19 protein-coding genes and 1 pseudogene are annotated in these 17,326 nt (G+C 72.8%); 7 read left to right on the top strand and 13 right to left on the bottom strand.

The window, feature by feature from the left end:
• Window positions 1-57: 57 nt before the first annotated feature.
• Complete coding sequence (locus tag IE317_RS20355; protein ID WP_191312374.1) at window positions 58-312, bottom strand: hypothetical protein; 255 nt, start codon at window positions 310-312, stop codon at window positions 58-60.
• 421 nt (window positions 313-733) lie between these two features.
• Here IE317_RS20355 and IE317_RS20350 point away from each other — a divergent pair, with 421 nt between their 5' ends.
• Window positions 734-988, top strand: coding sequence for a DUF397 domain-containing protein (locus tag IE317_RS20350; protein WP_043788437.1), 255 nt, complete (start codon window positions 734-736; stop codon window positions 986-988).
• Between the two features lie 143 nt (window positions 989-1,131).
• Here the strand turns inward: IE317_RS20350 and IE317_RS20345 are convergent, their stop codons facing one another.
• The 5 genes from IE317_RS20345 to IE317_RS20325 form a co-directional block, all read right to left on the bottom strand.
• Window positions 1,132-1,677 carry a hypothetical protein gene (locus IE317_RS20345; protein WP_191312372.1) on the bottom strand — a complete coding sequence of 182 codons (546 nt, stop codon included), beginning with the start codon at window positions 1,675-1,677 and terminating at the stop codon, window positions 1,132-1,134.
• The gene (locus IE317_RS20340) at window positions 1,670-2,812 is read right to left on the bottom strand and encodes a hypothetical protein (protein WP_191312371.1); all 1,143 of its coding nucleotides are present in this window, start codon (window positions 2,810-2,812) and stop codon (window positions 1,670-1,672) included. Before IE317_RS20340 ends, IE317_RS20345 begins: the two co-directional genes overlap by 8 nt.
• Window positions 2,813-2,822: 10 nt before the next feature.
• Complete coding sequence (locus IE317_RS20335) at window positions 2,823-3,215, bottom strand: FixH family protein (RefSeq protein WP_191312368.1); 393 nt, start codon at window positions 3,213-3,215, stop codon at window positions 2,823-2,825.
• The gene (locus IE317_RS20330) at window positions 3,212-4,609 is read right to left on the bottom strand and encodes a hypothetical protein (RefSeq protein ID WP_191312366.1); all 1,398 of its coding nucleotides are present in this window, start codon (window positions 4,607-4,609) and stop codon (window positions 3,212-3,214) included. Before IE317_RS20330 ends, IE317_RS20335 begins: the two co-directional genes overlap by 4 nt.
• Before the next feature lie 95 nt (window positions 4,610-4,704).
• Window positions 4,705-5,541 (bottom strand): alpha/beta fold hydrolase, encoded by an 837-nt coding sequence (locus IE317_RS20325; protein WP_373309084.1) that lies wholly within the window; start codon window positions 5,539-5,541, stop codon window positions 4,705-4,707.
• 72 nt (window positions 5,542-5,613) lie between these two features.
• Between IE317_RS20325 and IE317_RS20320 the strand changes: the two genes are divergently transcribed.
• A complete protein-coding gene (locus IE317_RS20320; protein ID WP_191312362.1) occupies window positions 5,614-6,165 on the top strand; it encodes a CGNR zinc finger domain-containing protein in 552 nt (183 codons plus the stop codon).
• A gap of 153 nt (window positions 6,166-6,318) precedes the next feature.
• On the opposite strand, the gene IE317_RS20315 is transcribed toward IE317_RS20320, so the two are convergent.
• The 3 genes from IE317_RS20315 to IE317_RS20305 are packed head-to-tail and all read right to left on the bottom strand — an operon-like array spanning window position 6,319 to window position 9,124.
• Window positions 6,319-7,206, bottom strand: a complete 888-nt coding sequence (locus tag IE317_RS20315; RefSeq protein ID WP_191312360.1) for an oxygenase MpaB family protein — start codon at window positions 7,204-7,206, stop codon at window positions 6,319-6,321.
• Window positions 7,206-7,781 carry a TetR/AcrR family transcriptional regulator gene (locus tag IE317_RS20310; RefSeq protein ID WP_191312358.1) on the bottom strand — a complete coding sequence of 192 codons (576 nt, stop codon included), beginning with the start codon at window positions 7,779-7,781 and terminating at the stop codon, window positions 7,206-7,208. Before IE317_RS20310 ends, IE317_RS20315 begins: the two co-directional genes overlap by 1 nt.
• Window positions 7,748-9,124, bottom strand: a complete 1,377-nt coding sequence (locus IE317_RS20305; protein ID WP_191312356.1) for an amidase — start codon at window positions 9,122-9,124, stop codon at window positions 7,748-7,750. Before IE317_RS20305 ends, IE317_RS20310 begins: the two co-directional genes overlap by 34 nt.
• 126 nt (window positions 9,125-9,250) lie before the next feature.
• Here IE317_RS20305 and IE317_RS20300 point away from each other — a divergent pair, with 126 nt between their 5' ends.
• On the top strand, window positions 9,251-9,808 hold the full coding sequence (locus IE317_RS20300; RefSeq protein ID WP_191312354.1) for a dihydrofolate reductase family protein: 558 nt from the start codon (window positions 9,251-9,253) through the stop codon (window positions 9,806-9,808).
• A gap of 28 nt (window positions 9,809-9,836) precedes the next feature.
• Window positions 9,837-10,865, top strand: a complete 1,029-nt coding sequence (locus IE317_RS20295) for a D-cysteine desulfhydrase family protein (RefSeq protein WP_191312352.1) — start codon at window positions 9,837-9,839, stop codon at window positions 10,863-10,865.
• A 78-nt stretch (window positions 10,866-10,943) separates the two neighbouring features.
• Here the strand turns inward: IE317_RS20295 and IE317_RS20290 are convergent.
• Window positions 10,944-11,510 (bottom strand): annotated as a pseudogene (locus IE317_RS20290) (DUF998 domain-containing protein); the annotation flags it as partial.
• 34 nt (window positions 11,511-11,544) lie between these two features.
• Window positions 11,545-12,330, bottom strand: coding sequence for a protein phosphatase 2C domain-containing protein (locus tag IE317_RS20285; protein WP_191312351.1), 786 nt, complete (start codon window positions 12,328-12,330; stop codon window positions 11,545-11,547).
• Window positions 12,331-12,551: 221 nt separating this feature from the next.
• Between IE317_RS20285 and IE317_RS20280 the strand changes: the two genes are divergently transcribed.
• Window positions 12,552-12,761 (top strand): sigma factor-like helix-turn-helix DNA-binding protein, encoded by a 210-nt coding sequence (locus tag IE317_RS20280; protein ID WP_014154112.1) that lies wholly within the window; start codon window positions 12,552-12,554, stop codon window positions 12,759-12,761.
• A complete protein-coding gene (locus tag IE317_RS20275) occupies window positions 12,761-13,288 on the top strand; it encodes a Clp protease N-terminal domain-containing protein (RefSeq protein ID WP_191312349.1) in 528 nt (175 codons plus the stop codon). Before IE317_RS20280 ends, IE317_RS20275 begins: the two co-directional genes overlap by 1 nt.
• Here the strand turns inward: IE317_RS20275 and yczE are convergent.
• Complete coding sequence (gene yczE / locus IE317_RS20270; protein WP_191312347.1) at window positions 13,285-13,911, bottom strand: membrane protein YczE; 627 nt, start codon at window positions 13,909-13,911, stop codon at window positions 13,285-13,287. The genes IE317_RS20275 and yczE overlap by 4 nt on opposite strands.
• Window positions 13,912-13,972: 61 nt before the next feature.
• Here yczE and yczR point away from each other — a divergent pair, with 61 nt between their 5' ends.
• Window positions 13,973-15,421, top strand: coding sequence for a MocR-like transcription factor YczR (yczR, locus tag IE317_RS20265; protein ID WP_191312344.1), 1,449 nt, complete (start codon window positions 13,973-13,975; stop codon window positions 15,419-15,421).
• Between the two features lie 493 nt (window positions 15,422-15,914).
• On the opposite strand, the gene IE317_RS20260 is transcribed toward yczR, so the two are convergent.
• Window positions 15,915-17,279 (bottom strand): hypothetical protein, encoded by a 1,365-nt coding sequence (locus IE317_RS20260; protein WP_229902808.1) that lies wholly within the window; start codon window positions 17,277-17,279, stop codon window positions 15,915-15,917.
• Window positions 17,280-17,326: the final 47 nt, after the last annotated feature.

The raw sequence follows: 17,326 nt of genomic DNA, 5'->3' as shown, positions 1-17,326 counted from the left end.
AGGGCAAGAGCCCCGGTTCCGCAGGAAACCGGGGCTCTTTCGCGGTGTGCAACAGGTTCAGGCGCGCGAGCCGATCCGGCCGCGCATCAGCGGCGTCAGGTCGATCGCGGCTTCCAGCGGGCGGGTGGTCCGGACCCCGTCGGCGTGGCGCCGCAGCGGGAGGTCCTGGTCCGTCGCCCAGGTCGTGGTCTTGCGCAGTGGTGCCTGGATCAGGCTGAAGCCGAAGCGGTTCCGCAGCTCGTTCCCGATGCCGCGGCGGCCACGGTGTTCTTCGTCCTCTCGCCGGAAGAGCGAGTTCACCCGGACGGCCATTCGTCTACACCCCCAGCTCTCGTCGCGGTGCTTCGGTCCGGACCAGCCTGGTCACGGTGAGCGCGCCGGGTGGCGCAGCTTCCTCGACGATCACGCTGTTCCTCCCCCATGAGGTCCTGCGGTGGTTTGGCTCGGTTCTGGTCTCTTCGACACTGAGCCGGTGCAACACTTCAGCGTCGTTTCTGCACTTCGGCCCGCGTCGACGACCGCCCGCCGCGAGCAGGCAGTCATTCACCGACGCCTGCGGCCCCGGCCGATGCGATTAATCCTACTCCTGGAATAATCTTCATGTCGAGGCCGTACCCAGTTGATCACCCGCTTGGCCCTGTGACTTGCTCCATTGAGACACTGAGTAGCCGGGAGCGGGTGCCTTCGACCAGGTCACGACCGCGCCGCCCATCGATCCTCGGAGGTACGACCCATGGCGGATTATCCGTCGTTCGCGGATTACGATCCGAACACGGCCGTGACCCTGTTCGAAGAGGCCGCCTGGGAGAAGTCGTTCGCCAGCGAGCCCAACGGCGGCAGCTGCGTCGAGGTCAACCTGGGCCGCGACGGCCTGATCGGTGTCCGGGACACCAAGCTCGCGACCAGCCCGGTCTTCGTGTTCGACACCGCCGAGTGGGAAGCGTTCCTGATCGCCGTCAAGGCCGGGCAGTTCGACCTGCCCGCCTGACCGCCGTCCGGTGATCATGATCACCGGAAGTCCGGACCACGCCGCGGAAGACAAATGGTGAAGGCCCCCTTCCCCGCTCTCTACGGTGAAGGAGGCCTTCGCGGCCGCCGGGATACGCCTGGGTGGCCGATGTGAGGGGAATCTCACCCGATTGCCGGAAGCTCACCGCCTCGCAGCCGGCCGCGGGTCCGGCGCCAGGCCACCACGACGAGCACCACGAGCCCGATCAGCGGCAGCGTGCTGATCGCCCAGCTCAAGGCCATCGGCGGCCCCGGCTGGTCCAGCACCGGCAGCGCGCGCAGCTCGCCGGTGCCGGAGCCGGCGGGGCCGTTGACGGTGAAGCGGAACGTCCAGTCGCCCGGGCGCGGCATCGACCGGACGTCGAGTCCCCACACCTCGCGCTTGCGCGGGTGCCGGACCAGCGGCTGAGCCCGGCGCTGGGCGCCGTCGGGGCCGGACATGGCGAGGGTGCCGGACTTGCCCTCGATCCCGCCGTCCGGGATGAAGGTGAAGTCCAGCGACTGCATGGCCTTCAGCGGCCAGGTGCTGAACCCGACGGTCAGCCCGTACGGCCCGGCCTGCACCCGTTCGGTGTGCACGATGTTGACCGGCTCGTAGGCGTTCGCCGTCCCGGCCGTGGTGAACAGCAGCCCGGCGACCGCGGCCAGGGCGAGCAAGCTCTTACGCATCAGCGGTTTCCCCCTTCTTCGCGGGCGTCAGCAGGCACAGCATCCCGCCGAACCGCCACCCGGCGAACCCGCCGAGCAGCCCGAGCAGACCGCTGAGCACCGCGGTCGTCATGAGGTACCAGGCCGGCGGCAGGTGCGCGCCGGTGTAGAGCAGCGTCCGCTGCACCGGAAGGCTCAACCCGAGCAGCAGCCCGGCGATCCCGCCGACGACCACCGAAACGCGTCCCGCGCGCCACCCGCGCCGCCGGCCGGCGAGGTAGCCCAGCTCCATCAGCGCGGCCACCGGCAGCAGCGCCATCGGCGTCAGCGACGGCATCGCCGGTACCCCGGAAACCGCGTCCCGCAGCGGCAGGCCGACCAGGTCGGCGTACGCCTGCGCCGCCCACGGCGAGAACCACCAGAACACCGCCTGCACGGCCGCGACCAGCGCCGCGGTGCCCACCGCCCCGCCCGGACGGCGGGCGAACCCGGCGCCGACGGCCACCAGCAGCACTGCCATCATCGACGTCCCGATCGCGACGGCGTCGGCGTAGTCGTCGGGCACCTGCTGCAACCCCAGCGCCAGCACCGGCCCGAAGGTGAGCAGCACGGTCAGCGACGCCAGCGTGCCGAGCCGGCCCCAGCGGTGCTCCCGCGCCGCGGCGAACACCGCGGTCGTACCGATGAGCGACACCGTGATCGACAGCAGCAGCCCGATGTGCGGCGGCGAATCGATGACCGCGTCGAAACCGTAGAGCCCGTGCCACCACTGGTCCCACAGGCCGTACAGCAGGAAGGTCGCCGCGCCGACACCGGAGACCAGGTAGCCCAGCGGGGCCGCGAACGTCCTGCCGAACACGTTGACCACGCGTCCGCCGATGCGCGGGTCGACCGGCCGTCCCGCACGCCGCGCCGCCGTCGTCAGCAGCACGACGGCGAGGCTCGCCAGCCCGACGACCGCGCTGCCCGCGTACAGGAACAGGTGCGGCAGCGTGAAGAACGTGTCCGGCCCGACGTCGTCGTGCCACTGGATGTCCCAGGTGAGCCCGACCAGCGACAGCAGCGACCCGCCGAGCACGACGTTCGCGGGCAGCAACCCGGTTCGCGCCTGTTTCGTCACCGACGTGCTGCGCACGCCGGATGCGGTGAGATCCATGCCCCCTCCTTTACTTGACCAACACGGGAAAGACGACCTGCGCGGGCCCGCCGGGGCCGCGCAGCGAAACGGTGATCTCCCACTGCCCGGCCATTGGCAGCCCGACGTCCGCGGCGCGGAAGCGGCCGGGGCCGTCCGGCCCGGCGGGCACCGGCGCGAGCGCGTGCCCCATCTGCGCCATGACCGGCGCGACCGTGACGGCTTCGGGCGCGGGCCCGGTCACCGCCACCGCGAACGTGTTGGCGCCGACGCGGGGCTGCTCCGCGGAGAACTGGACGGTGTACGGGCCCGAAACCGCCTGCTGGGCCGTGGGTTTCGCGCCGCCGCCACCCCAGAGCAACCACGCGGCACCGGCCGCGACGACCAGGGCGACAACGGCGATCAGCATCGTCGGGCGTTTCACCGGCCGGCTCCTATCGTCGGGACGTCGACCACGGCGGGCACGGTGAGCACCCGGTAGCCGCGTTCGGCCTGCAGCCAGATCCGGTACCGGCCGGGCTCGGCGAAGGTGTAGGTGAAGCTGACGTCCGGACCGTAGGCGGCGACCGTCTCATCAGGACGGTCGACTTGCCCCGCGACCGGCGGGACCATCGCGTGGACGTGCGCCCACGTGGGTGCCTTCGCGGCGCTTTCGCCGACGGGACCGGTGATCGGGCCGGTGATGATCAGGTGGCCGAGCATGCCCAGCCACGGCTGGAGGTCCTGGGCGGGGAAGTGCGCGGTGATCGTGGTCGGCGTCCCGATACCGATGGTGAGGTCGACCGGGGTGCCGTCGATCGTCCGCGGTCCGGCGCCGGGTGGTTCGGGTGCGGGGGCAGCGGTACCGTCGACGTCCACTGTGGACCGAACCAGCTGGACCCCGCCACCGCGCCGGGCGAGTTCGGCGGCGACCGCGTACGTGCCCGCTTCCGGATCGGCGAGGCGGACGCGGTAGTCGCCGGAGCCGACGCGCACCGGGTGCAGGTGGCTCAGCCGGCCGGACGGCGAGACCAGCACCAGGTGCACGAGGGCGTTGTCGTGGACCAGCAGGTCGTCCACCGGACGGCCGGTGGCGCCGTCGGTGAGGCGCAGCTCGAGCTCGTTGTGCTCGTCGCGGACGGCGAGGTTCACCGGCGGCCGTGAGTAATCCACTGTGGACAGCCGAGCGTTCGCGTACGGGTCGGTGACGTTGTCGAACGTCGGATCCAGCCGGCTCCCGGGTGCCGGTGGCGGGGGAGTGTTCGCCGACAGCAGCGCACCGGTGGCGGCGACGGCGATCGCGGCGACCACGCCGGCGCCCGGAATGAGCGCGTACGCGGTCCGCCTGGCCCGCACGCCGACGATCAGGGCGATGAGCAGGAACGCGCCCGCCGCGACGAACCCGCCGTAGGTCGCCTTCTCCCACGGCGGGACCACCCGGGCGGGCACGATGAACGGGATCGTGGCGTTCTGCCCGGCGTCGTCGCTCAGCTGGAGTTCCCACGGCCCCGGTTTGTCGACTTGGAGATTTCCCGGGTACACAGCGGGTGCGGCGCCGAGGACGACGTCCGCGCGCGAACTCGGGACGCCGTCGGCCGCGACGGACAGGTGGAGCGTGCCGGGCGCGGTGCCCTGGTGCGTCACGACGTCGACCCGCAGCGGCGACGGTGTGGTGTCGACGCGCCGGATGATCACGGTGAGTTCGCGCGCGCCGAGCGTCTGGGCGACCTGGACGTCGGCGCCGCTCGGTGCGCCGTCGGCGTGCGCGGTGCCGCCACCGGCCACGATCCCCAGTGCGGCCAGCAGCATCAGCAGTGCGGCTTTCGATTTGCTTCCCATCGTGGAACGAACCTAACCGGTGTGACCGGTGGCGGGCGTCACGGCGGCGAGGGAACGCCGGTCCCCAGGTCGGGGGACTCTGGGCCCGGGGTATCTCAGGGATCGAGGAATTTGCGCAGGTGGGCGACCACGGCACCGGGTTGCTCCTCGGGGAGGAAGTGGCCGCACTCGGCGAGGGCTTCGCCGGTGACGTCGTCGGCGTACTCCCGCCAGATGTCGAGCGTCGGGAGGGTGCCGAGCAGGCCGTTCGCGCCCCAGAGGGCGAGCAGGGGCTGGGTGACGCGCTTTCCGGCGGCGAAGTCGGCGTCGTCGAGCTCGGCGTCGTCGGGGAAGGAGGCGCGGTAGTCGTCGAAGCCGGCCCTGAGGGCCCCGGGCTGGGAGAAGGCGCGGACGTACTCGGCCTGCGCGTCGGCGTCGAGGGCGTGGCGCTGGTAGGTCCAGCGTTCGAAGAAGTAGCCGAGGTAGGCGGCGATGTCCTGCCCGGCGAGGAGTTCCGGCAGGTCGGGCTGGAGGTGGAAGAGCCAGTGCCAGTACGCCTTGGCGATGCCGGTGTCCATGCGCTGCCACATCGCGCGGGTCGGGGCGATGTCCAGCACGGCCAGGCGTTCGACCTGGTCCGGGCGGTCGAGGGCCCAGCGGTGGGCGACGCGGCCGCCGCGGTCGTGCCCGGCGACGGCGACCTTCGCGAAGCCGAGGTGCTCGGCGAGGGCGGCGACGTCGGCGGCCATCGTGCGCTTGTCGTAGCCCTCTTTCGGCTTGTCCGTGCGGCCGTAGCCGCGCAGGTCGGGGGCGATCACGGTGTGCGTCTCGGCCAGCGGGGCCAGGACCTTGTGCCAGCAGTGCGACGTCTGCGGCCAGCCGTGCAGCAGGAACAGCGGCGGGCCGTCGCCGGCGCGGAGGTAGTGGACGCGGATGCCGTTCACGGTGGCCATGGTATCTAACCGGTTCATGGGGTTAGACAGTAGCGCTGCTTCTAACTGTCTTCAAGGGTTAGAATGACGGACATGGAATGGGTCTTCGACGGCGGACGGCCGTGCCTCGACCTCGTCAACACGATGCGCAGCCGGCACGAGGAGGGCGTGGAGCTGCTGACCGGCCCGGACGCGCTGGCCGAGTGGCTTTCGCTGGCGGGGTTCACGACGGGCCCGGTCCCGGTGACCGCGGGCAACGTGCTCGCGGCGAAGGCGCTGCGGGAGGCGATCGACCGCGTGCTGCTGCCGCCGGAGGAACTGTCGAAGATGGACGTCGAGCTGGTCAACAACGCGGCGGCGTCGGCCCCGGCACCCCCGCCGCGCCTGACGCTGGTGGACGGCGTGCTGCGGCGCGAGGTCCCGGCCCCGAAGGACCCGGTGGCGGCGGCGTTCGCGGCGCTGGCGGCGGACGCGATCGACCTGGCCACGAGCGACGCGGAGGTCCGAATCTGCGCGGCGGACGACTGCGGCCAGCGCTTCTGCGACGCCTCACCCCGCCGCAACCGCCAGTGGTGCTCGATGTCCCGCTGCGGCAACCGCGCCAAGGCCCGAGCCCACTACGCCCGAACCCTCGCCCGCGACTGACCCGCCCACCCCCGCGTGCCGCCCCCCCCAATCACGCAAGATGCCCCTCTAATCACGCGAGATGCCCTTCCGATCACGAGTGATGCCTTTCCAATCACGCGAGATCGCTCCCCAGTCACGTGAGATGCGCCCCCCATCACGCGAGTTCCGCTTTCAGGCGCGCGAGTTCCGCCTTCGGGCGCGGGGATGGGAGCCGGGGCCGTTGCCGCCGATCAGCCGGTCGTACACCCGCGGGTGCGCGCGGAACCAGACGTTGAGCTTTCCGACCCACCGCATGGGCGCCGTCCGCGCGCCGGCCGGGATCGGTGTGCTCACCAGCCGCACGGCCCTGGCGAACCGCGAGAAGCGCCGCTGGTCCTCTTCCGTCCACGGCAAACCCAGCGCCTCCCGCAGTGAAAGCGGCAAAGTGGCCCGCACCAACAACATCTGCCCCCGCCGCAACCGCTCCCACCACGCATCCGGGAACCACTTCACCGGCTTCGCCACCGTCCGGATCGTCTCGAGGAGCGTCTGGATCGTCGGATTCTTCCCGAAACCCGCCACCATCTCGTCGTAGTACCGCTCGAACGCCGCCCAGTCCGGCGGCAGGTCGCGCTCACGGACGCCCAGCAGGCGCCCGACACCACACATCTGCGCGTAGTACTCCGCAAGCTCCGATGTGGACAGTGGTCGGCCGAAGAACCGTTGCGCGTCAACCGGAGCCTTCACCAACGTCGCGTGTACCCACGCATACGCCGAAGGATCCAGTGCGCTGTACCGGCGCCCGTCCGCCACACCCGTGAACGTCCGGTGCAACGACCGCAGCCGCGCGGCTTCCACCCGCGCGCCCGCGACACCGCCGTAGACGTAGATCGACAGCGACGCCACCGTCCGCATCAGCCGCGTCCACGGGTCCGACGTGTAGTCCGAATGATCACGCACGCCCGCCGCGACGACCGGGTGCGCCACCTGCAGCACGAGCACCTGCTCGGCCAGGAGCGCGTCGCGGAAGTCGCCGAAGTACTTCCACGCCGCCGTGCCGCGGACGATCGGCCGGGTCATCAAGCCCCGCGGATCAGCATCATCAACGGCTCGGCCACCGGCGTGTCCGTCTCACCCGTCGCCAGCCGCCGCAGCTGCAACCCCGCGATCAGCGCAACCACCGGCCCGGCCAGCCGCGCGGGCTCCGGGACGCCCAACGCCGCCAGGATCGTCACGGCCAGCTCGTCGTACGCCGCGAAGCAGCGCGAAGACGCTTCATGCAGTTCCGGATCGCGAGCCGCTTGCAGGTACAGCTCGTGCGCGCCCAGCTCGTCGGCGCCGAACGGCAGCTGCGCGATCACGTGCTCCACCACCGAGGCCGCCTCTTCGACCGAAAGCCCCGCCGACCGGTAGCCGTCGACGATCGCGCCGAGCTTCGCCGTCTCCTCCTCGGCGAACAGCAGCATCGCCTCGCGCAGCAACGCCGTCTGGCTCGGGAAGTGGTAGGTCAGCGTGCCGAGCGAGACGCCGGCCGCGGCGACGATCCGGCGGTTCGTCAGCCCGCCGACGCCGTGTTCGCCGACGACGGTCAGCGCGCCGCGCAGGATGGCCTCGCGGGTGCTCACCAGCTTGTCGCGGGATGCCGCTCCGGCCACCGTTCGACCTCTTCCAGTTGCGCGGCAAGCGAAATCAGCCGCTCCTCGGCGTGCGACGGGCCGAGCAGCTGCGCGCCGAGCGGCAACCCGTCCGCCGTCTGCCCGGCCGGGACGTTGACCCCCGGCCAGCCCAGCACGTTCCACGGCCAAGCGTACGGGCAGGCGGCGATCATGGCCTGGTCGGTCTCCCAGCCGGACAGCCCGTCGAACGTGCCGACGGCAGGCGGCGGAGTGGCGGTGGTCGGTGTCAGCAGCACGTCGACGCGGCCGAACACCGAGCCGATCCGCCGGTGCAGGCCCGGCTCGAGCGCGCGGGCCAGCCGCAGCGCGGGGCCGGCCAGCAGGCGACCGTGGCCGGCGTTGCTGCGCGTGCGCGGGTCGAGCCCGGTCCGGTCGGGCACCCGCAGCGTCCAGTCGCGGACCCCGGTGAGCGACCGCGGCAGGAACGTCAGCCCGATCAGCCCGTAGTCCGGCTCGACCTCGACGATCTCGTGCCCCAGCCCGGCGAGGGACTCGGCGAGCCGCCGGACGGCGGCGTCGACGACCGGGTCGAGCCGGGTCTTCGTGGCGGTGAACGGGATCCGCGTCGACAGCCCGATCCGCAGCTTCCCGGGCTCGCGTGCCGCCGCCGCGCGGAACACGCCGGGAGCGCCCGCCGCCGCGTCGAGCAGCAGGGCGGCGTCCTCGGTCGTGCGGGCCAGCGGGCCGAGCACGGTGAGGCCGTGGAACAGCTCGCCGCCGGTCGGGATCCGCCCGCGCTGGGTCTTGATGCCGACCAGCCCGGTCCACGCGGCCGGGATGCGCACCGAGCCGGCGCCGTCGGACCCGAGCGCGGCCGCGATGACCCCCGACGCCACCGCGGCCGCGCTCCCGCCCGAAGAACCCCCGGGGGTGTGGCCGGGGTGCCACGGGTTGCGCGTCACGCCGAAGGCCGGGCCCTCGGTGAACGGCCACTGGCCCAGCTCGGGGGTGTTCGTCTTACCGATGATCACAGCTCCGGCCTCGCGCAGCAGCGCGACGGCGGGGGCGTCGGCCGTCGCGCACGGGAATTCGCCCACGCAGCCGAAGGAAGTGGGCAGGCCGGTGAGGTCGACGTCGTCCTTGATCGCGATCGGGACGCCGAGCAGCGGCGCGCGGTCTCCGGCAGCGAGCCGCCGGTCCGCGTCCGCCGCCTCGGCGAGGGCTTCGTCGTCGCGCAGGTATCGGAAGGCGTTGAGCGTGGCCTGGCTCGCGTGGGCGCGCCCGAGCGCGGCCGCGGTGAGCTCGGCGGAGGTGATTTCACCCGCGGCCAGCTGCGCGGCCTGGGCGGCGAGGCCCGTGAAGTCGAGGCTCGTGGCGGTCATGGCGGCCCCCGAAGGTTCTCGTTCGTTCGAACGAACGTTACCGGATACCGGCGGTCTTCGGCCAGCACCGATGAGTTTCCGGGGGCCCGGACGTCTACCTCGCCAACGACTACGTGAGGAGAACCCATGGCCACGGTGCACGCGAGGATGAGCATGTCGCTGGACGGCTTCGTCGCCGACCGCGACGGCGGCACGGCCCGGCTGTCCGACCCCGCCGCGTCGAGCGGCAGCGAGTGGATGACCGGCCTGATCAGGGAGACGGGCGCGGTCGTCCTCGGCCGCCGGTCGTTCGACATGGCGGAGGACCCGGACTGGTACGCCGGCAACTACGAGTTCCAGGTCCCGATCTTCGTCGTCACGCACACCCCGCCGGCGGTGCTGCCAGCCGAGAACGAGCACCTCACCTTCACCTTCGTGACCGACGGGATCGCTTCGGCGGTCAAGCAGGCGCGGGCGGCGGCGGGGGAGCGGGCGGTCAAGGTGATCGGCGCGAGCGTGGTCCGGCAGGCCGTGCGAGCCGGGCTGGCCGACGAGCTGCACGTCCTGATCGCTCCGGTGCTGCTGGGTGCCGGGCTGCCGCTGTTCGGCGACCCCGAGCTCGACGGCGTCACGCTCCGGCGGACCGGCGTGCGCGAGGTCGGGCCGGTCACCGAGCTCCGCTTCCAGGTGCTTAACCCCCTATAGTGGTTAGAAAGCCGAGCCTGGAGGGCCGATGACGTTCGACTTCGCCGGATTCCCCGACGCCGCGCTGGCCGCGATCCCCCGCGTCGACCTGGGTGGCTGGCCGACCCCGCTGCACGAGGCACCCCGGCTCGGCGAAGCCCTCGGCCTGCGGAACCTCTGGTTGAAGCGCGACGACGTGCACCCGCTCGGCGCCGGCGGCAACAAGCTCCGCAAGCTCGAGTACCACTTGGGTGCGGCCCAGGAAGCCGGCGCGGACACCGTGATCACGTTCGGCGCGCTCCAGACCAACCACGGCCGGCAGACCGCCGCCGCGTGCGCGAAGCTCGGCCTGCGCTGCGAACTCGTGCTCACCGCCAAGGTCCCGCGCGACGGCGAGGCGTACGAACGCGGCGGCAACCTCCCCCTCGACCGGCTCTTCGGCGCGACCGTGCACGTCTGCGCCGACGGCGAGGAGACCGGCCGCACCTACGACCGCCTGGTCGCCGAAGCGCAGAAGGAGGGCCGGAAGGTCTTCACCGTTCCGGTCGGCGGCTCCAACGACCTCGGCGCGCTCGGTTACGTCCGCGCCACGCACGAACTGGCGAAGCAGCTGGAAGAACGCGGTGTGGAGCGGGCTCACCTCGTCGTCCCGCACGCGAGCGGCGGCACCGCGGCCGGCGTGACGCTGGCCGCCGGGCTGCTCGGCGGCCTCGGCGTCGGCATCGCCTGCGTCAGCCACCCGCTCGACGAGGCCACGGAAAACCTCCGTGACCTCGTCGGCGGCGCGGCCAAGCTCCTCGGCGTCGAACCGCCGCCCTTCACGCACGCGCGACTGGGCGATTCCACCCTCGGCCCCGGCTACGGCATCCCGACCGACGCCGTCTGGGACGCCCTACGGCTCTTCGGCCGCACCGAGGGGGTGGTGCTCGATCCGGTCTACACCGGCAAAGTGGCCGCCGCGCTGGTCGAATGGGCCGGCCACTTCGCCCCGGACGACCACGTGGTGTTCCTGCACACCGGCGGCATGCCCGGCCTGTACGGCTACGCGCCCGAATTCGCCGCGGCCGTCGAAGGCTGACTCCAGCCGGGTCGACAGCCACAGCAGGGTTCCCAGCAGCACGACGTCGGCGAGCAGCAGCAGCCGCTGCGTGACGCCGATCGGGAAGGCGTCGGAGATCGCGCGGAACGGCGTCACGTCGGCTTCGCTCAGCCGCACGAACACGAAGCTCAGGGCGAAGAGCACGAACGCCCCCGCGGTCAGCCGGATCGCCCGGACCAGCGCGACGCGTTCCGGGCGGCCCCGCAGCGGCTCCAGCAGCGAGATCGCCGCGCCGGGCAAGCTGCAGAACGCGACCAGGCACGCGTAGAGGTGGATCTCGCCGCTCACCGGGTCCGGCGCCTCGGGGTAGCTGGCCGGGAAGATCGCGGCCGCGGCCAGCCCGAGTGCCCACAACGCGAGCAGCAGCCGGGTCGTCCGCGACAGCGGCACGTCGGCGACCTGCAGCGCACCGAGCACGGCGAGCGACCCGATGGCCAGCGAGAGCACGCTCGCCGCGAGCATCCCTTCGCCGCGGTCGGTCACCGTGTAGCTCGACAGCGTGTCGTACACCGGATTGCGCGAACTGATCACGTGCAGCACCACGGCGGTGAACAGGCCCCACCCGATCGCCGCGACCGCGACGAGCCGCCACGGCCTCGTCCGCTTCCCCGCTTCCGTCCCCATGCGTCCAGGGTCGCCGGAAACGCGACCGCCGTGATCAGGGAAGACCCTGATTAAGCCCCTGATTGAAGTCGACGAGGACGAGCGCCTGGTCGTCGTGCCGCTTCGGCCGGGGCCAGCGCTCGCCGTCCGGATCCTGCTTTTCGGCGGTGCGGACGGCGTCCAGGACGGCGTCGGGCCCGTCGGCGCGGGCGACGGCCAGGACCTCGCGCCAGCCGAAGAGCGCGTACTGGTCGACGCCGATGGACACGCCGTCGCTGGCGAGCAGCACCGCGTCGACGTCGGCCCGCGGCCAGCTGCGCCGCACCGAGTGCGCGGCGGCGCCCGGATCGGCTTCGGCGACCCAGAAGCCGTCGTGGGCGTTGCGACGACGGCGGACGTCGGCGCCGGTCTGGAGCAGCCCGCGCCTGCGCAGCCGGGTCAGCCGGTCGTCCGACACGACGTCGACGCCGAAGCCGCCGAACCCGACCACCGGGCTGTCGGCCAGCACGAGCGCGTCGACCCGGTCTTCGAGCCACCGCACGGCCGCGACGGTGCTCGACGGCGAGCGTTGCGGCCGCAACGCGTGTTCGGCCGTGAGGGCGGCGATTGCGCTGGTCAGGACCTCGGTCAGGTCGGCTTCCGGGGCCGCGCGGAGGTCTTCGGCGAGGCGCCGGGCCAGGCGTTCGGCGTACCAGCCGCCCGGGGGCTGCGAGGGATCCGACGAAGTGGCGCCGTCGAGGACGAGCACCGCGTTGTCCAGCACGACGACGTGGTCCTCGGTGGGGCGTGGGTGGCCGTCGGCGCCCACCCCGGCCCGCTCGGCGATCGCGATCTCGGGCATCACCCGACTGTACGTCGCCCGTCCGGGGGCTTCGCGCTGAGCGGGGTGGGGTGGGCGGACCGGGGCCGGGTAAGCCGGAGAGCCCCGGCGTGAACGCGACGCTGACGCCCAAACCCGCCCCCCACCCAGACCTCCCCACTGCCCCGATCCGAAGCCGGAACCGACAACGACATGTCAACCACAGTTGACAACTCCACCCATGTCAACGTAGGTTGACAACCATGACGGAAGCGACGGATTTGGCCGCCCGCGCCGGTGACCGCGACCCCCGGGTGGGGCTGCGCGCGGTCGCCGCGCTCCGGCGGCTGCTGGAACAACTGGAGGCCGTGCAGGTCCGCAGCGCGCGGGTGCAGGGCTGGTCGTGGCAGGAAATCGCCGCCGAGCTGGGGGTCAGCCGGCAGGCCGTGCACAAGAAGTACGGGAGGCACTGATGTTCGAGAGGTTCACGGCCGAAGCCCGGATGGCGGTCGTCGAGGCGCAGATCGTGGCGCGGCAGTCCGGCTCGGTGGAGATCCGGCCCGCCCACCTGCTCGCCGGCCTGGTGAAGACCGGCGCTCCGGTGCTCGCCGAGCTGGGCGTGTCCGCCGACGACATCGCGGCCGAACTGGCCCGCACCCGGCGCCGTGGCGGCGTGAGCGACGCCGACGCCGAGGCGCTCACCGAGTTCGGCATCGACGTCGAGCAGATCGTCGAACGCGTCGAGCAGACGCACGGCGAAGGGGCGCTGGCCGGGCGGCTCGGCCCGGCCAAGCGCGGGCACATCCCCTTCACCGCGCAGTCGAAGAAGACCCTGGAGCTGAGCCTCAAGGAAGCCGCCCGGCTGGGCGACAAGCACCTCGGCCAGGAGCACATCCTGCTCGCGCTGGCCCAGCAGCGCGGCACCGACGACGTGCTCGCCCGGCGCGGCGCGGACTACCTCACGCTGCGCCGGGCGGTCCAGCAGCGCAAAGCGGGTTAGACCGCCCGCTCGCGCCACGTGGTCAGCGGCAGCAGCGCCTGGGTCAGCGGCCCGATGGCCAGTGCGTAGAGCAGGGTGCCGATGCCGACGGTCCCGCCGAGCAGGAAGCCGGCGGCGACCACGGTGACCTCGATGCCGGTGCGCACCAGCCGGACCGAGCGGCCGGTCCGCGCCGCGAGCCCGGTCATCAGGCCGTCGCGGGCTCCCGGGCCCAGCCGGGCGCCGACGTAGGTGGCGGTCGCGAAGCCGTTGAGCGCGACCCCGCCGACCAGGAACGTGATCTGCCACGCCAGCTCGTGCTGGTCCGGGAGGAAGGCGCGGACGACGTCGACCATCACCGAGATGACCACGACGTTCGCCACCGTGCCGATCCCGGGCCGCTGGCGCAGCGGGATCCACAGCAGCAGCACGGCCACCGAAATCACGCCGGTCACCGTGCCGAACGTCAGGCCGGTGTGCTTCATGACGCCTTCGGCCAGCACGCCCCACGGCTCGAGGCCCAGGTGCGCGCGGGTCAGCAGGGCAACGCTCGTGCCGTAGAGGGCGAGGCCCGCGAGCAACTGGACGCTGCGGCGGACGGGGTCACGGGTGATCCGGACGGGCCGGAGATCGATCTGAGCCACATCTCCACTATCGACGAGAAGTGGACTGGTAAACCATAGCCAATTCCGGGATATTGGTCTTATGGAACCGGGTCTCCCACTAGGTGGACGCATCTCAGGGCCACGATTGGCCGTCATGCTGGGCTCGTGGCGGCAAGGTGGCTCCCGGCAGGGCGCGGCCGACCTCGCCGCGGCCATCGAGCTGCAGGTGCTGGACGGCCAGCTCCCGCTCGGCACCCGGCTGCCCGCCGAGCGCGAGCTGGCCGACGCGCTCGGCGCCAGCCGGACGTTGATCGGCGCGGCACTGGACCGGCTGCGGGAGAGCGGGTTCGTCGCGAGCCGCCGCGGCGCGGGCTCGTGGATCGCCGCACCCGGGCGGCGCCGCCGCGGCCCGCTCGCCCCGGCGGGCGACGGCTCGATCGACTTCACCCACGCGTCTTCGCCCGCGATCCCCGGCATGGCCGCCGCGGTCGACACGGCCCGCGTCCGGCTCGCCGACCACCTCGGCGACCACGGCTACCAGGAAAGCGGCCTGCTCGCCCTGCGCGAGCGGATCGCGCGGCGCTACACCGAGCGCGGGCTGCCGACGACGCCGGCGCAGGTCATGGTCACCAACGGCGCACACCACGCGTTCGTCCTGGTCCTGCGAATGCTCGCCGGTCCCGGCGACCGCGTGCTGGTGGAGCAGCCGACGTACCCGAACGCCCTGGAGGCGATCCGCGCGGCGCACGCCATCCCGGTGCCGGTGGCCCTCGACCCGAGCGGCGAGCGCGGCTGGGACATCGCCGGGATCGACGCGGCGCTGCGCCAGGCGTCGCCGCGGTTCGCCTACCTGGTCGTCGACTTCCAGAACCCGACCGGCCTGCGCCTGGACGCCGAAGGCCGCTCCCGGCTCGGGACCGTGCTGGCTCGCGCCCGGACACCGGTCGTGGTGGACGAGACGCTCGTCGAGCTCGACCTCGAGGGCGATCCCCGGCACGGGCCGCCGCCGCTGGCTTCGTTCGCCGGCGACCTGGCCATCTGCGTGGGCTCGGCGTCGAAGACGCACTGGGGCGGGCTGCGGCTCGGCTGGATCCGCGCGTCGGAGGACCTGCTCGGCCGGCTGGTTTCGGCGCGCTACGCGGTCGACCTCGGATCACCGGTGTTCGAGCAGCTCGTGCTGACCGAGCTGATGGCCGACGACACCCTGCTGGACCGGCGGCGCGAAGAGCTGCGCGGCTACCGCGACGCGCTGGCCGGCGCGGTGCACCGGTACCTGCCGGACTGGACGTTCACGCTGCCCGACGGCGGCCTGTCGCTGTGGTGCCGGATGCCGGAGCCGGTGAGCTCGCGCCTGGCGGTGGCGGCGGCGAGCCACGGCGTCCAGGTGGCGCCGGGCTCGCGCTTCGGCGTCCACGGCGGGCTGGAGCGCTGGATCCGGCTGCCGTTTTCGCTGCCGCCGGACCGGATCGACGAAGCGATCCGCCGGCTGAGCGCGGCCGAAGCGTCCGTCCGCGGCACCCCGGCCTCCTTGGACGCGCCCATCGCATGAACGAACCGGTGCGCTGGATGCGAGCCTGCTCCCAGGGATGGGCGGCGTTCATGTGCATCCAGCGCACCGGTTCGTGTTCCACACACCCGCTCACGGACGTGACCCCGTTCGCGGGTACCGCGGCTTCCCGGCACAGCCCCTCGACGTGCCGGGAAGCCGGCGGCTCAGGTGCGCTCGCGGTACTGCGAGTCCTCGCTCGGCGCGGTGAGCAAGGGCTCCCGGAGCGCACCCGGTGTGGGTCCCGGCGCCGCGGGGGCAGCGCGGCGCCGGGACCGGGATCCGACCCGGCCGGGCGCGGTCGGCCGGTCGGAAAGTCTGTGCAGTCGCATGGTTTCGCCCCTGGGGTACGTCGGACGCGCTACCGGCGTCACGAGACGTGAAAGAGCCACGGATTCCGTGCTGGAGCAGGGGAAACGTCACGCCTCAACGGCGTGCGGGCGCACCGTGGTGACCTTGATTTGGGCGCATTTGTCCCCGGCTGCCCGGTCGGGGGTCAGTCGGGAGAGGTGGTCGGCAGGGCGGCTTCCCTGCCTGCGCCGTCGACTTCGTGGTCGCGGCTGGTGCCGATCAGCTTGAGCTGCGTGGTGGTGACGTCGTCGGTGTGGACGGCGAAGGTGTGTCGGGCGCCGCCGGGGCCGTCGTGGCCCGGGGCCGCGGTGGGAGCCGGCGCGCTCGGAGCCGTGGTGCCACCGGGGAGGCCGGGCGTGGTGTCGCTGCCGCCGCCCGTGGCGCGGGTGCCGGAGTCGCGCGGCTGCTCGTGGACCGGCGGCAGCGACTCCGCGTGCCGGACGACGAGGCGCACGACCGCGACCCGGGTGACCTGCTGCTCGTCCGCCGCCGTCGTCGTGGGGACCGCGGCCGGGACGGTCTCGAAGACCACCGCAGCGGGAGCCTGGGTGACGACGGCCGTCGTCACACCGGGCACGGTCGCGACGACGCCGCCGGAGTTGGAGCCGCCGCTGAACACCGGGCCGAGGAGGTCGTCGAGCGGCAGCAGCACGGGGGCGCCGGGGTTGCCTGCGGGCGGCTGGGTGAGCGGCGCGAGCACGGTGTGGGTGAGCGTGCCGGTGACGGCGCCCACGGTGTCGGTGACCGTGGAAAGCGTCCCGCCGACCACGTCGAGGAGCCCGCCGACGAGGCCGCCGACCAGGCCACCGCCGGACGAAGTGGCCTGGGGGGCCGAGTCGGCGGCGGTGTCCTTTGTGGTCGCTCCGGTGACCGCCGTGAGCGTGCCGCCGACGAGGTTGCCGAGCAGGTTTCCGCTGGACGACGTGGCCTTCGGTGCCTCGGCGGTGGAGCCGGCCGGAGAAGTGGTCTTGGTGGTGGCCGTGGGCTCTTCGGGGGAAGTGCTTTCCGAGGAGGTGCCGACCGGCTGCTCGGCGGTGGCGCTGCTCGGCGTGGTGGCCGGTTCTTCAGCGGCCGGGCTGTCCTTTGTGGTCTCCGGAGTGGTCTCGGCCGCGGTGGACGATTCGTCCGCCTGCGGCTCGTCCGCCTGCGGCGACTCGGCGCTGTCGGTCTTCGGCCGCACCGCGCAGGTGCCCTCGCCGCTCTCGTGGTGGTTCTTGCGGTGCCTGGCGTGCCAGAGCGGCTTCGCGGCATGGTCCACAGTGGAGACCACGGGCGCCTCGGGGCACACCGGGCGTTCGGCCGCCGATGCGGTGCTGCCGGACAGCGCGCCGCCGAGCAGCCAGCCCGCGAGGGTCAGGCCGCCGGCGACCAGGATCTTGGCGGCGGGCCGCTGCAGCGCGGCCGTCCACGGGCGCGGCGCGCGTGCGCGCGCGTACGAGGTTTCCGGTTCACCCCGGGTGAGCGCAGGCCGCGCGGGAGCGTCGCGGCGCGCGTCCGCCGTGCTGCTCACCGCCACCACCACCGTCCGCGCCTGCGGCTTCCGCGATTTCCGCTCGA

This window comes from Amycolatopsis bullii, assembly GCF_014654205.1.
Taxonomy (GTDB): Bacteria; Actinomycetota; Actinomycetes; order Mycobacteriales; family Pseudonocardiaceae; genus Amycolatopsis; species Amycolatopsis plumensis.
This window is presented reverse-complemented; position numbering and strand designations above follow the sequence as displayed.

Excerpts from the sequence above, each read along its gene's own strand:
- IE317_RS20340 (WP_191312371.1), bottom strand. The coding sequence starts at position 2,812 with ATGGATCTCACCGCATCCGGCGTGCGCAGCACGTCGGTGACGAAACAG.
- IE317_RS20355 (WP_191312374.1), bottom strand. The coding sequence starts at position 312 with ATGGCCGTCCGGGTGAACTCGCTCTTCCGGCGAGAGGACGAAGAACAC.
- IE317_RS20325 (WP_373309084.1), bottom strand. The coding sequence starts at position 5,541 with ATGGCCACCGTGAACGGCATCCGCGTCCACTACCTCCGCGCCGGCGAC.
- IE317_RS20300 (WP_191312354.1), top strand. The coding sequence starts at position 9,251 with ATGGCCACGGTGCACGCGAGGATGAGCATGTCGCTGGACGGCTTCGTC.
- IE317_RS20275 (WP_191312349.1), top strand. The coding sequence starts at position 12,761 with ATGTTCGAGAGGTTCACGGCCGAAGCCCGGATGGCGGTCGTCGAGGCG.
- IE317_RS20330 (WP_191312366.1), bottom strand. The coding sequence starts at position 4,609 with ATGGGAAGCAAATCGAAAGCCGCACTGCTGATGCTGCTGGCCGCACTG.
- IE317_RS20280 (WP_014154112.1), top strand. The coding sequence starts at position 12,552 with ATGACGGAAGCGACGGATTTGGCCGCCCGCGCCGGTGACCGCGACCCC.
- IE317_RS20295 (WP_191312352.1), top strand. The coding sequence starts at position 9,837 with ATGACGTTCGACTTCGCCGGATTCCCCGACGCCGCGCTGGCCGCGATC.
- IE317_RS20315 (WP_191312360.1), bottom strand. The coding sequence starts at position 7,206 with ATGACCCGGCCGATCGTCCGCGGCACGGCGGCGTGGAAGTACTTCGGC.
- IE317_RS20345 (WP_191312372.1), bottom strand. The coding sequence starts at position 1,677 with ATGCGTAAGAGCTTGCTCGCCCTGGCCGCGGTCGCCGGGCTGCTGTTC.
- IE317_RS20320 (WP_191312362.1), top strand. The coding sequence starts at position 5,614 with ATGGAATGGGTCTTCGACGGCGGACGGCCGTGCCTCGACCTCGTCAAC.
- IE317_RS20350 (WP_043788437.1), top strand. The coding sequence starts at position 734 with ATGGCGGATTATCCGTCGTTCGCGGATTACGATCCGAACACGGCCGTG.
- IE317_RS20305 (WP_191312356.1), bottom strand. The coding sequence starts at position 9,124 with ATGACCGCCACGAGCCTCGACTTCACGGGCCTCGCCGCCCAGGCCGCG.
- yczR (WP_191312344.1), top strand. The coding sequence starts at position 13,973 with ATGGAACCGGGTCTCCCACTAGGTGGACGCATCTCAGGGCCACGATTG.
- IE317_RS20285 (WP_191312351.1), bottom strand. The coding sequence starts at position 12,330 with ATGCCCGAGATCGCGATCGCCGAGCGGGCCGGGGTGGGCGCCGACGGC.